The organism is Streptomyces sp. GDS52 (genome assembly GCF_052246875.1).
GTDB classification, from domain to species: domain Bacteria; phylum Actinomycetota; class Actinomycetes; order Streptomycetales; family Streptomycetaceae; genus Streptomyces; species Streptomyces cathayae.
In genome coordinates this window covers 664,946-678,612 of record NZ_CM125966.1, presented here as the reverse complement: position 1 = coordinate 678,612, position 13,667 = coordinate 664,946, and the positions used below count along the sequence as shown (strand labels likewise).

Annotated in this window: 3 protein-coding genes; all 3 read right to left on the bottom strand. The window is 70.9% G+C overall.

The genetic code is table 11. The features are described from left to right. Positions 1-17 precede the first annotated feature (17 nt). Genes ACTWJ9_RS03140 through ACTWJ9_RS03130 form a run of 3 tightly spaced genes read right to left on the bottom strand, consistent with a single transcriptional unit; the run spans position 18 to position 13,513 of the window. Positions 18-4,169 carry an Eco57I restriction-modification methylase domain-containing protein gene (locus ACTWJ9_RS03140; protein ID WP_443295150.1) on the bottom strand — a complete coding sequence of 1,384 codons (4,152 nt, stop codon included), beginning with the start codon at positions 4,167-4,169 and terminating at the stop codon, positions 18-20. Beyond that, the gene (locus ACTWJ9_RS03135; RefSeq protein WP_443295149.1) at positions 4,169-7,132 is read right to left on the bottom strand and encodes a helicase-related protein; all 2,964 of its coding nucleotides are present in this window, start codon (positions 7,130-7,132) and stop codon (positions 4,169-4,171) included. The genes ACTWJ9_RS03140 and ACTWJ9_RS03135 overlap by 1 nt, the downstream gene beginning before the upstream one ends. A gap of 48 nt (positions 7,133-7,180) precedes the next feature. After that, entirely contained in the window at positions 7,181-13,513 is a 6,333-nt protein-coding gene (locus tag ACTWJ9_RS03130) for a protein kinase domain-containing protein (protein WP_443295148.1), read from the bottom strand. Positions 13,514-13,667 lie beyond the last annotated feature (154 nt).

Here is a 13,667-nt window from a genome sequence, read left to right as displayed (position 1 = left end):
CGAGCCAAGAGAAGGAGCTAAGAGCGGTGACGAGGGCCGTGACCCGGAGGCAGGGGAAGGGGGGTGGTGTAGCCGTCGCCGTCCATCAAAGGACGGTCGAGTGCGAGACCAGCCTCTGCCATGCGGTCGTACTCGGCGAGGACGAGGCGCTTGGTGCGGTACTCGCTGTGCTTGGCGATCTCGTTGTTCTTGAGGCCGCCCGACTCCGACTGGAAGGTCTCGAGGATGTAGTCGGTGTCCTCGGCGGAGATGCCGTACAGGTGGAAGAAGTAGGCGTCCAACTCGGCGCGGAGCTGGGCCCTACGGAACTCGTCCCAGCGGAACGGCTCGCCCTCGTCGCCCAGGTCGCGAGCGAGGGGAGTCATGTCGTAGGCGGTGTATACAAGTTCCAGGACGCGGGGGAGGAGGAAGGGGAGGTGGGGTTCGAGCGCGGTGGGGGACGGCACGGGAAGTTGCTTCCAGATGAATAGCTTCATGTGGGCATCGCTTATCCGCTGGCGACTCACAAAGTCGAAGACCAGTGACGATTGAGTGGCAACGAGAGCAGCGATGAGTCTGGGTGCGACACGCGGCAGCATAAGGGGGAAAGTTTCAACGACTGCGGACCGAGGAAGGAAGGAGGGAATTGAGGTCCGTGCATCCGTCGCCCGTGCGATGTCTCGCCAGCCGAGCAGCCAGTCGTAATGCCAGTTCGACTGTTCGAGTCGTTGAGCGATGCCAGACACCTCCACCTTTCTTCCCCTCCTGCGCGTTTGGATCTTACCGTCGTGTTGAATCCAGTAACGGGGTTGTGCCCAGGTTGCAGGGTTCGACTTCTCGTCTGACCCAATGCGACGTCGGTCTTCGTTTCCGGTCCCGGTGTATGAGGTCCATCGGTGGTCAAAAAGGTGAGCCATCTTTCCGTCGTAGACCGGCAACAACTGCTCGGTCCCTCGCACGTAAGTGTTCCCCTTCAATTGCCAACCAGCGTCTTCAAGTTCATCACGTGTGTGATAAAGGTCGGAGTCATCGGTCGTGTTGAAGAGATTCTTGAAGTCCAGGCCCCACGGGTTCCCGTCCCGGTGCTGTTCGTCCCAAAGGACGGGCAGTTGTCGATAGATCTCTGCGGTCAGTTCCGCGTCCCTGCGTGTGCGGTAGACAGGGAGTGTCCCTGTGTTGGGGCTGATGAGTGCCAAATCCTCGGGGCTGAGGGCGAACACCTTGTTCGGATTATCGAGGTCCGTAACATCGCCGAGGAAGAAACCAAAGCGCGCGGCTGACTCCCGTCCGGCGCGACCGGTGAGGGAGAGAAGACAGAACTTGTAGCTGGAGTGCACGCTCTCGAACCACTTGCCGCCCTTCGGCAGAGCAGGGCTCTTCGGGCGTCGGTTTTCGAAGTCGTATAGCGAAACCAACGCACCACGCTGGGTGAAGCCGGAGAACAGGTACTGCGAGCCCGCGCCCGTTGCGATCGCCGTCGGCAGGATCAGGCCGTGTCGCCCCTCGGGCGCGACGATCGCGGTCATCCGCTCTGCGAACAAGGTGTCCGTCTGAAGCGAGTTGACGCCCTTGACCGTCAACCCCTTTGCGCACAAAGGGAACACCCCCGAGTCCCCCGCGAAGTGGAACGTCCCCTTGACCGTCCGCCGCGCCTCGCGGTACCGCGCCCCCGCCTCCGGATGCTCGACCTCCCACTCCGTGATCCGCGTTCTCCGCGCCGTACCGGAGATCGCGGCGATGTCCGGGTCGACGACACTGAAGTACTTCTTGTCCTCGAAGTCGACCTTGTCCCACGGCGGGTTGCCCACCACGCACGAGAACCCGCCGGCCCAGCCCGTCGCGGGGTCGACCTTCGCCGCCTCTGCCGAGCCCTCGTCCGGGACGGTGAAGATCTCGGGGAACTCCAAGTGCCAGTGGAAGAAGGCGTACTGGTCGCGCAGACGGATGATCTCGTCGTGCGTCGACTGCGGAGCCGCGTCGGCCTCGGGGTCCTCAAGGCCCCGGAACACCTTGTGAGTGATGGCCGGCGGAGCATCCTCCCGCTTGACCCACACGAACGCGGCGCACCACGCGTCGGCGAGGTGCAACGCCCTCAGATACTCGCCGGAGGTCGCCCACTCCTTGAACGCGGCCTCCTTGCGCCGTACGTCGGCCAGGGTGTGGGCGGGCGCGGACGTGATGCGGCGCAGCCCGTAGGCAAAGGTCGTGTTGGCGACCTGGGTCTCCGACTCGACGTCGAAGAGGCCGCCCTGACCGGCGCGCTCCTGCTCATTCCGGGCGCGCAGCATTTTCGCCCAGGCCTCGACATCGCCCTCGGCCTTCTTGAAGGCCGTGTCGGGGATGCCGTCCCGCATCAACGCCGGCGTCGCGCCGATCAGACCGTTGCCGTGCCGGATGTGGGCGTCCAAGAAGCCCAACGGACGGCCCGGCTCCATGGCCTCCAGCCACAGGGAGACCTTGGCCAGCTCCACCGCCATGGGGTTGAGGTCTACGCCGTAGACGCACTGCGCCACGACTTCGTGGAGGGCGTGCTGCACCGTCTCGGCGGTGGGCTCCGGGTTGCGCTCGCGGACGGAGGCGACCCGCTTGGCGATGCGGCGGGCGGCGGCGACCAAGAAGTGGCCGGAGCCGCAGGCCGGGTCGCACACCGTGAGGGACAGCAACTCCTCGACGATGGTGTCGGCGGGATCGGGACGGCCCTCGGCGGAAGCCCGCTGCTCGCCGCGCTTCACGGCATCGTCGATCACCGGGTCAAGCGTCGAGTCGAGAAGCGTCTCGGTGAGTGCCGCAGGGGTGTAGTAACTGCCGGTCTTCTTACGGTCGTTGCCCGCCCGGTCCACCAGCGCGAACGTACGGTCGGACGCGCTGTACTTCGGCACCAGCTCCAGCAGGGCCTCGTAGACCGAGCCGAGTTCCTCGGCGCCCATGTGCTGGTAGTCCACGGCTCGCCAGCGCGCGGCGTCGGCGTCCCGGACCCGGGCGAGGTGACGCACCGCCTCCAGGAAGTACCGGTTGGCGATCCGGGCGCCCGCGAGGGGTGCGTCGGCCGCCGTGTCGTTGAACAGGCCGCCGAGGCCCGGCAGGCCCAGTTCCGGGCGTCCGTGCTCGTCGCCCAGGGCAGTCAGTACGAGCTGGAGGGCCTCGTACTGGTCGCTGTGCGTGGTGCCCTGCCGGCGCAGGGCCCGCTCGCGCAGCCGGGCCGTGGAGAAGTAGCGGGTGTAGCGGTCGCGGGCCCGTTCGTCGGCGTCCGGGGAAGGCAGCGCCCGGCGTTCCTCCGCCACGAACAGGAAGATCAGCCGGTAGACGAGCCGGAGCAACGCCGACTGGAGCGCCGCCGGATCGAGGTTCTCGCGCAGCTCCGCGTTGTCGGGATGGCGCAGGAAGCCGGTGCCGAGGGCCGCGAGGGCCTGCTGGACGCCGTCGCGGTAGTTCTCCAGGGCGCGGGTGCCCGTCTCGATCGCCGCCGTCCGCCATGTCTCCAGCCAACACGAAGACGGCGCCGCCCCCTCCGCCACCTCGAACCGCGACACGTGCAGCAGCCGGTACAGCAGCACGAACTCGCTGAACAGCTCGCCGTCGAAGATCGCCTCCAGGTCGAACTCGACGTACGACGCCGTGGCCAGGGCGCTGGAGTCGCGCAGCAGCCGTACCTGGCGGCCGTTGGTGAGGACGCCCCACAGGTGGGCCTCGGTGCGGTTCAGGCACTCCTGGAGCATCGACTGGGGTGGGACCGTGCCCGCGCCGCCCGGGCGCTTGTCGAGCTCGGCGTTCCAGGCGGTCTGGTGGATCAGGGCATGGCCCCAACGGTGGGAGACCGGGAACTTCTTCTCCGCGTCCGAGTCGGCCGTGATGCCCGCCGGGCCGACCGCCGTCAGCCGACCGAAGCCCAGCTCCCGCCACAGCGGCGCCAGCCAGTCGGTGTCGGCGCGGCCGGTCGGGTCGGTGGCCGGGACGCCCGTCTCCGTGTCCTCGGGGAGGTGCTTGCGCAGGTCGCGCCAGAGCGGCTTCAGGTACTCCCAGCTGCGTTCGGCCTCGTCGCGGACCGAGCGCGAGGACGGCAGGCCGTAGTCGGCGGGCTTGGAGCCGGGGACGTCCCTGCCCTCGGAGATGCGGACCAGCATGTCGGCCGGCAGCAGGCCGCCGACGGTGTGGACGGCGGTGAACACCTGGTTGCGGGTGGTGGCGGACATCAGGCGGACACTCCAGCGGAGACAGAGGCAGCGGAAGCGGAGACGGGGGAGGGAGCTGCGGGCAGGTAGACGTAGGTGCCGAGGATGTCGGCGGGCTTCTGGGCGGTGACGGACAGGCCCCGGACGATCTCGCCGGAGGCGGCGCGTACCCGGCGGTGGGAGGCGTCCAGCTCGGCGGCCAGGTCGTCGCCGTAGGACTCCAGGTGGGCCCTCACCTCGCCGAGCTGGTCGAGGATGCGGGTCATGGTGCGCTCGCCGGCCGCCGCGGCCGTGTTCTCGGTCGCCCGTGCGTCCAGCAGCTCCACCGCGCGCTCCGGCGGCAGCCACACCGCGTTCCTCGGGGCGCCCTCGAAGGCCAGCAGGCGGGCGTCCTCCGCGACGACCTGCTTCTCGCCGTTACGCGAGGGCAGGGTCAGGTGGAAGCGGTAGCGGACCAGGAGCAGCGTGGTGCGCGTGGTCACCGCGTCCGTGGTCACGACGCCGCAGCGGCGGGCCGGGCGGGCGCCGTCCGCCTGGGGGTCCAGGGCGGCGTTCAGCACGTGGGAGGCCAGCGCACCCACCACCGGGTCCGTGCGGACCAGGGCCGCCTCGCCCCGCGCCACCGCCGGGGTCGAGCGGAACGGGATCGGGCGGTCCCGTTCGACCGTCTCCGCGCCCACGACCGGGGCCAGGGCGTCCCGCAGACCGATCGGCGTGCCGCCGACCTGGGCCGTGAAGTCCTCGCCGGAGTCGCGCAGGACCGCGCCCAGCGCGTTCAGCGACTCCCGTACGAACGTGTCGATCTCGCCCGCGCCGCCCAGCGCCTCCCGTACGGCGGCGACCTCGCGGGCCACCTCCTCCGGGTGGATGGAGCGCTGCGCGAACCGCGAACGGGACGCCTTCTCCCGGTCGGCGGCCGAGTTCCAGTCCTTCTCCAGGTCCGCGAAGCTCTGCTGGAAGGACTCCGTCTCGAACAGCGCCTCCTGCTCGCCCTGCCGGCCGCGCAGCAGCAGCCACTCCACGATCGCGTCCGTCACGCCGGTCGACATCTCGTCCGGGACGGAGACCGAGATGCCGAGGTCCTTTTTGATCTGGCGGTGCTTCTTGATCAGCACCTCCAGGACCTTGCCGTCGATGCCGTTGTCCTCGCCGTACAGCGTGACGACGCGGACCTCGTCGCGCTTCTGCCCGTACCGGTCGACACGGCCCTCGCGCTGGTCGTGGCGGGTGGGGTTCCAGGCCAGGTCGTAGTGGAGGACGGCGTCGAAGTGGTGCTGGAGGTTCACGCCCTCCGACAGACAGTCGGTGGCGATCAGGACGCGGCGCGCGGCGGCGTCCCCGCCGGCTTCCGCCGCCAACTCCTCGATACGGTCGATGCGCTGCTGCGGGGAGAGCGTGCCGGTGACCGCCTTGACGACCGTCTTCGCGCCGAGCGGGCCGCGTTTCTTCGTCTCCGGGTCGTTGCCGAGCTGCTCGGCCAGGTACTCGGCGGTCGGGATGTAGCGGCAGAAGACGATCGGGTTGTGGCCGTCGGCCAGCAGGGCCTTGAGGTGCTTGATGAGTGCCTTCAGCTTCAGGTCCTGCGCCGGGCCCTCCAACGCCTCCGCCCGCGCGGCGAGTTCGGCCAGGCGCGAGCCCGCGTCCTCCTCCGTCTCCGCGCCCGGGGCGACGTCCATGCCCTCCAGGGCGTCGCTGTCCGCCGAGTCGCTGGTCAGCGGGGCGCCCAGGCGGTCGGCCTCCTCCGCCGACGCGGCCACCGCCGCCGCGGACCGGGTGCGCAGGGTCTGCGCGGCGGCCCGCGGCGACGACACCATCGACCGCAGCAGCGCGATCGCCGACCACCAGGCGATGCGGGCCTCGCGCCGGCCCTGGCCCCCCGCCTCCTCCACGCGCTCGCTCGCGTACGCGATGGCGTCGTCGAGCAATGCCCGGTACTCGGGGGACAGCTTGTACGTCTCGTCCTTGAAGTAGCGGTCGGACGGGAACGCCGTGCGCTCGGCCAGCGAGTCGTCGGCCAGGCCGTCCTCCTTGGTGAGGTACTGGCGCACGTCCGCCCGCTTGCGGGCCACGAAGTGCCGGGCGAGCAGCTTGCGGCCCTTCTCCGAGTCCAGGTCGACGTGGGCCAGTTCGGGCCTGACCAGGCCCAGCAGGTTACGGAAGGCGGACTCCTTGCCGCTGTGCGGGGTCGCCGTGACGAGGAGCAGGTGCCGCTCGGCGTCCTCGGCGACGCGGCGCAGCAGCTCGTAGCGGAGCTGGTTCTGCGTGCCGGTCTTCGTGTCGTCGGCGACCACGCAGGTGTGCGCCTCGTCGACGATCACCAGGTCGGGGCAGTGCCGCACGAAGTCGTCGCGGTGGCGGGTGGACTTGATGAAGTCCGTGGAGACGATCACGTGCGGGTACTTGTCGAACAGGGACTGGCCCAGATCCAGGCTCCGCTCCAGACGGGAGACCGTCGAGGAGAGGACGAGTTCCGCGTCGATGCCGAACTTGGTGCGCAGCTCCTGCTGCCACTGCTCGGCCAGCGCGGGCGAGCACAGCACCGCCAGGCCCGTCGCCTCGCCCTGCGCCAGCATCTCGCTCGCGATCAGCCCCGACTCGATGGTCTTGCCGATGCCGACGTCGTCGGAGATCAGCATGCGGACCGTCTTCTGCCGCAGCGCCATCAGCAGCGGGACGAGCTGGTACGCGCGCGGCTCCACCGCGATGCCGGCCAGTGAGCGGAACGGGCCCGCGCCCGAGCGGAAGCCGACGCGCAGGGCGGTGCGCAGCAGGCCGGCGGCCCGCTGGTCGCCGAGGTCGCTCGGTTCCGGCGGGGCGAACTCGGCGCCCTTCACCGTCTCGAAGGCCGGGAAGACAGCGGCGATGTCGTCGTCCGAGCCGCCCAGCGGGCGCAGCACCAGCAGGTCGGGCTCGCTCTCGGGGAGGACAACCCACTCCCGGCCGCGTGCGGTGACCAGGGAGCCTGCGGAGTACGTGAGTGCCATGTCAGTCGTCAGATCCTCGAAGCGGGGCGGAAGGCGCGGGGCGGGCGGTCAGTCGGCGGTGGGGGAGCCGAAGCAGTCGGCGTAGCGGGCGGCGAGCGCGTCCCAGTCGTCACCGGGGCGGAAGCGGACGGCCTCCCAGCCGGCGTCGAGGAGGCGTTCCTCGGCGTCCTCGTCGCGCAGGGCGGTCTGCTCCGTGCCCGGCAGGTCGACGAAGACGGCCAGGCGCGTGCCGGGCTCCCGGTAGACGTAGTCGGGCATGGCGTTGGCCTCGGTGAGGAGGGTGCCGGTCTCCGTCGGCAGGTGCAGGCCCTTGGCCTTCACCCACCCCAGGAAGTCGCCCTGCTCCGCCAGCTCCGCCGCCGCGGCGGCCTCCACCGCCGTGGGCTCGGCCGGGGACGGGGCGGAGGTCTCGGCGACCAGGCGGCGGTACTGCTCCGACCGGGATTCGCCGCGGGCCTCCCGGGTCGCCGTCGCCGACGCGAAGCGGACCAGCAGGGACGCCACCGTGTGGCGGTTGATCCGGGTGTGGTCGAGCTGGTTGCCGTAGGTCAGCAGGCACTCGTAGCAGCCGAGCGCGCAGGCGCGGTCGCCGCGGTGCTCCTTGCCGCCCTTGTCCGTGCCGTCGGAGTCGAAGTGGCAGATCTCCAGGGCGCGGTGGGCCGCCTTGGCCAGGGCGTCCTCCTCCGCCTGGAGGCGGCGCAGCACGCCCGCGCCGCCCTCCGCGGCCTCCATGAACAGGAAGCGGCGGCGGGGGCCGTCGTCCGGCGGAAGGAGCTCCGCCGTCAGTTCGGCGTCCTCCAGCTCGAACGCGGCCTCGATGCCCCGCTCCAGCGCGTACATCAGCGTCAGCGCGACGGGCTCGGGCAGCGCCTCGTCGAGGGTGACGACGAGGATGTTGCGGCGGTCCTCCACGAACGGGATGACGCGCTTCTTGCGGCGCCGCTCGTTGCCGTCGGCGTCGATCACCGGGAGTTCGCCGGAGTCGCCGGAGGCCTCGGCGGCGTCCTTGTCGTTCATCCAGCGGCCGTCGGCCAGGTCGAGCCAGTAGCCCGGCGGCTCGTCCTTCTTGGCGCGCACCCGTCCGGTGTTGGTGATGCGGACGGTCGCGGAGTCGCCGTAGGAGATCTCGGCGAGCTGCCCGCCCGCCGCGTCGGCGACCGCTGCGTTGAGGCGGCCCCGGCGGGCGCCGTGGTCGTGGAAGCGGTACGACGTCTCCAGCCGGAAGCCGGCCCGGCGCCGCTCCTCCTCGTCCGAGGAGATCCGCTCGCGGCGGGTGGTGTACACGGTGTGCAGGTGGAGCAGGCCGTAGGTGGCCGAGCCCAGCGGCTCCTCGCAGAAGCCGCAGCGGTCCTCGCGCTCCTTCGGGTCGTGGTGGTAGCCGCAGTGGGCGCAGCGGCGGGCCTCGCCCGTGGTCAGCTCGCCGGAGGAGTCCGGCGGGAGCTGGATGCGGGTCACCTGGTAGCGGGCGCCCTCGTGGTAGATCAGCGCGCCGGGACCGAACTCGCGGACGGCCAGGAAACGGGGCCGCTGGAGGTAGTCGCCGTCGCCGCGGCGGCGGCCGATCGTCGGGATGTACGCGGCCAACGGCAGGCGCGGGAAGCTGTAGCCGGGCAGGAAGCCCTCGGAGGCCAGGTAGCGGTACGGGTTGAAGTCGGAGAGGACCGACTTGCTGTCGACGCTCTCGTTCATCAGCAGGTTGAGCTGTGTCTCGGCCTCGCGGCGGCGGGCGTTGGCGCGGTTGCGGTCGCCCTCGGTGAGGCTGTAGTCGAGACGGCGCCGGTTCTGCACGTACTGGTCGTCGAGCGCGGCCCGGAACAGGCTGCGCCAGCGGTCGAAGGCGCGGTCGAAACGCTCGGGGACCGTGCGCACCCTGTCCTGGATCCAGTCGTCGTGCCACCACGTGGTGTCGGCGAACTCCTTGAGCAGCGGGCCGAGGACGGCGAGGGCCGCGTCGACCGTGCGGCGCCGGGCGCCGTCGTCGTGCGAGGCCGCCTGGATCTCGGGCAGCAGTTCCAGGGCGGGGTCCGGGCGGTCGCCGGTGTCCGGATACGACACGTCCAGCACGTCCGGGATGGAGCGGCCCAGCCGCAGGCCCGCCTCGGCGATCCAGATGCCCTGGAGGTGGGAGAGGACCAGGTCCTCGTTGGCGAGGTCCAGGCGGGGCGGGGCGACCGCGCCCGCGACCATGCGCGCCGAGCGGCGGAAGTAGTACTGGTCGTGGCTGTTGCCCGTGGCGCAGTACGTGGTGACCAGCGCGGGCTGGCCGCTGCGGCCCGCGCGGCCCGAACGCTGGGCGTAGTTGGCGGGGGTGGGCGGGACGTTGCGCATCATCACCGCGTTGAGGGAGGAGATGTCGACGCCCAGCTCCATCGTGGGGGAGCAGTACAGCAGCTTCAGCTCCGCCTTGCGGAAGGCCTCCTCGCGCTTCTCCCGGTCCTCCGGCGCGACCTGCGCGGTGTGCTCGCGGGCGAACAGGCCGGCGAGCGCGTCGGCGGTCTCCCGGTACAGCTTCAGGAAGAAGGTGTTGATGCGGGGGCCGTCGCCGCTCTGGTAGGTGCGGGTGAGCGGGTCGTGCGCGCCCGACTCGCCCTTGCCGGCCCGCCAGACCAGCGACTGGGCCGCGACCCGGTAGCCGGTCGTCGTCGGGCCCGAAGGGCGGCGGTAGCGGCCGGGGCGCTGCGGGGCGGTCTCGACCTCCTTCACCAGGCCGGCCTTGGCGAGGACGGTCAGCAGCTGGGCGATGACCAGCTGGAGGTCGTCCTGGTCCAGCCCCGCGAAGGAACGGTCCGACCGCCGCAGGTACTTGCCGTACTTGCCGCGCGCCGACAGGAACAGGCTGGAGCGGTCGGCGCCCGGCCGGGACGGGTGCGGGTAGGCCGTGCCGACCCGCGGCTTGTCGCCGGAGGACAGCACCCACGGGTCCACCAGCCGCTCCTCGGTGGCCCGTTGCAGCGACTCGAAGGTGTCGTCACGGAAGTAGGACACGTCGATCGCCAGCGAGCGGCGCATCTCGTCCAGCAGCGCCCTGACGATCTCCGCGCGCAGGGCGGGGTCGGCGTCCCGCAGCGCCGGGTGCGCGGTCTCCCAGCGGTCCTGCTTGCCGGCCACCCAGTGCAGGTCCTCGTAGTCGATCTCCAGCAGGCCCGTCTGCTCCAGGTTCGGCATGGTGATGCGCCAGCCGCGCTCCAGGTCCAGGTAGAGCCGGAAGGCGATCACGTCGCGCAGCGTGCGGGCCGCGTTGCGGGCCAGGCCGGGGGAGAGGTCGGTGTCGCCGGTGTAGTCGGCGGGGGCGAGTGCCAGGACGTTGGTGACGGCCGTGGCCAGCTCCTCGTGGTGCAGGCCGTCCTCGCCCGCGTCCAGCGCCGCCCGGTACAGGGCCCCGCGCAACTGCGTGATCTGCACGAAGTCGTTGAAGTGGCCCGCCTGGAGGGAGGCGTCCTGCCGGTTGTCGACGAAGGTGAGGAGCTTGCGCGCCTCCTTGTCCAGGGCCTCCTCCGGCACCGACTTCAGCGACCGCACGATGGACGCCGACACCAGCGAGGTCGCCGACGAGCGGCCCTCCTGGTCCAGCGTGGCCAGCTTGGCGAAGTCCTTGCCGCGGGTCTGCTCGTACGCCACCCCGCAGTGCAGGCAGAACAGGAAGGGGGAGGGGATGAACGCGGCCTTCAGCTCGCCCTGGCCCTCCCGGCCGTACGGGTCGACGGTGACCGCGCGCGGTACCCGGTCGCGGTAGGCGCGCCTGACGACCTCCTGACCCTTGTCGTCCACCTCCAGCCAGGACTCGGGCAGCCGGCGGTCGTCCACGGCGTACTGGACGTTCGACGGCCACTCCCGCTCGTGGTCGACGTAGAGGTAGCCGTCGCCCTGACGGCCGCCGGTCGCCGAGGTGTCACGGCGGGCCTCGTAGCGGACCTCACCGTCCTTCTCGGTGCGCCACACCGTCAGGTACTCCTGGCCGCACTCCCGGCAGAACGCCAGCGGCATCAGCAACTTGCCGCCACTGCCCGGCTGTTCGAGCTGGTAGGAGCGGGTGAGGTGGCGGGAGGGCTTGTCCTCCAGGGTGACGTACACGGTGTCGCCCTTGGACAGGAACTGGTGCAGCCGGAACGCGAACAGCGGGCGCTCGGTCACCGGGTGGAGGGCCTGCGAACCGGCCTCCAGGGTGGCGCGGATGGCGTCGGCGCAGTCCTTCTCCGGCACGCCCGACCGCTCGCTCAGCTCCTTCGCGGCCACCTCGATCTTCGCCGGCTGCTGCCGTACCAGGCGGCCCGACTCCGCGTCCTCGACGAGGCCGAAGCGGCTCTCGATCCAGCGGGCCAGCGGATCACGCACCAGGTCGTCGTAGGCGCGCGGGGCGGCGGGCGAGGTGAGACGCTCGGCCGGGACGGTGTCCGGTGCCTCGCGGGTCGCGCGGACCAGGGTCTCGCCGATGACGTGCTCGGGCCGCACCTTGGTGCCGAAGAGGGTGGTCGCCACCTCGGCGACCACGTTGCGCTGGTCCTCCCAGGTGCCCTCGGTCGACATGGTCGCCGAGGTGCCGATGCACTGCAGTTCCTCGGCCCGGCAGGCCTCGCGGACGCGGCGGATGAGCAGGGCGACGTCGGCGCCCTGGCGGCCGCGGTAGGTGTGCAGTTCGTCGAAGACCAGGAACTCCAGGCCCCGCGCCATCTTGATCAGGCTCGCCCGGTCGGCGGGGCGGGTGAGCATCAGCTCCAGCATCACGTAGTTGGTGAGGAGGATGTCCGGCGGGTTGTCGCGGATCTCCTTGCGCTTCTCGTCGTCCTCCTGGCCCGTGTAGCGGGCGAAGGTGACCGGCTCCCTGCCCGCGCCGTACCCGTCGCGCAGGTACTTCTCCAGCTCGCGCAGCTGGCTGTTGGCGAGCGCGTTCATCGGGTAGACGATGATCGCCCGCACGCGCTTGGGCGCGTTCGGGCCTTCCTGGTCCCGCTCGCGCAGCACCTTGTCGACGATCGGGACGATGTAGGAGAGCGACTTGCCGGAGCCGGTGCCGGTCGTCAGGACGTAGGAGGCGCCGGAGGCGGCGGCGTCGATGGCGTCGCGCTGGTGGCGGTGCAGGGTGAGCGGGCGGCCGTCGCAGACGGTGCCGCCCTCGGTCTTCTTCGCCTGGAAGATGCGGGCGCACTCGGCGTGCAGCACCTTCTGCTGGGCGAGTTCGACCACGGTGCCGCCGCCCTGGAAGAAGGGGTTGAGCGACAGCCACGGGTCCGGCCACTGCGACTTGTCGTCGAGGTCCTTCTCGACGTAGCCCGCGATGCGGTCGTCGCGGATGACGGTGCCGCCCTCGGTGAAGGAGCGGTAGTCCTTGATGAGGGCCCGGTGGACACCGAAGACGTCCATGACCGTGCCCGGTTCCGAGGGCTGCGCGGCGGCGGCCTCGTCGGCATCGGCTGGGGAGGCGGCGGTCGCCGGGGCGGGAGCGGCCTCGCGCAGGGGCACCGTCGGGTCGAGGGCGCCCCAGTGCGGCAGCAGGTCCTCGGCACCGGACACGGCGAGCGGGAGCAGCGCGTCCCGCACGCTCACCGCGTCGGCGGGGCGGTCCGCTGGGTCCTTGGCCAGCAGGCGTTCCACGAGCCGGGCGAGCTCGGCAGGCACTTCGCCGCGGACCGCCCGGACCGGCGCCGGCTGCTGGTTGACGTGCCGGTCGGCCAGCTCGTACGCGGACTCGCTGGTGAACGGGGGAACGCCGACCAGCATCTCGTACAGCACGCAGCCCAGTGCGTAGAGGTCGGCGGCCTGGGTCACCTGCCTGGCCAGGCACTGCTCCGGCGCCATGTAGCGGGCGGTGCCCACGCTCACGCCCGTGCTGGTCAGACGGGTCTGGTCCGGGTCGTCGACGATGCTGCCCATGCCGAAGTCGAGCACCTTGACCGTGCCGCCCTGCGTGAGCATCACGTTGGCAGGCTTGAGGTCGCGGTGCACGATGCCCGCGGCGTGCGCGGTGGCGAGGCCGGCGGCTATCTGGGCGCCGATGGCCGCGGCCCAGGAGACGGGCAGCTGGGCCTCTTCCTCGATCAGGTCCCGCAGGGTCTCGCCGTCGAGGAACTCCATGGCCAGATAGGGCAGGCCGCCGGGGCTTCCGGCGTTCTCGTCGATGCCGCCCGCCACGAGCCGGGTGAGGTTGGGGTGCAACAGGCGGCGCATGATCCGCACTTCGCGGAAGAAACGCTGCACGGCCTTCGCGTCGCCGGCGGTGTCCACCTGCGTGCCGGTGCGACGGCGCAGGATCGTCTTGACGGCGACGGCGCGTTCCGGGGTGCCCTCGGGAGCTTGCAGGTCCTCGGCCCGATGGACCTCTCCCATATTGCCCCTGCCGATGACCAGTCCGATGCGGAACCTGCCGTCGACCAGTGCGTCGCTCACTGCCGCTCGCTCCCTCGCCCTCGCACACGTCCCCCACACCCCCCAGGTGCACGGGCCCTCTCACGCGCCGCTGCGCGTACCCATCGTGACAGAGGAGATACAGCGACAGCCGACACCGTACACGAAGGGGCGCTTGATGGATAGAGATGTTTTC

Excerpts from the sequence above, each read along its gene's own strand:
- ACTWJ9_RS03140 (WP_443295150.1), bottom strand. The coding sequence starts at position 4,169 with ATGTCCGCCACCACCCGCAACCAGGTGTTCACCGCCGTCCACACCGTC.
- ACTWJ9_RS03135 (WP_443295149.1), bottom strand. The coding sequence starts at position 7,132 with ATGGCACTCACGTACTCCGCAGGCTCCCTGGTCACCGCACGCGGCCGG.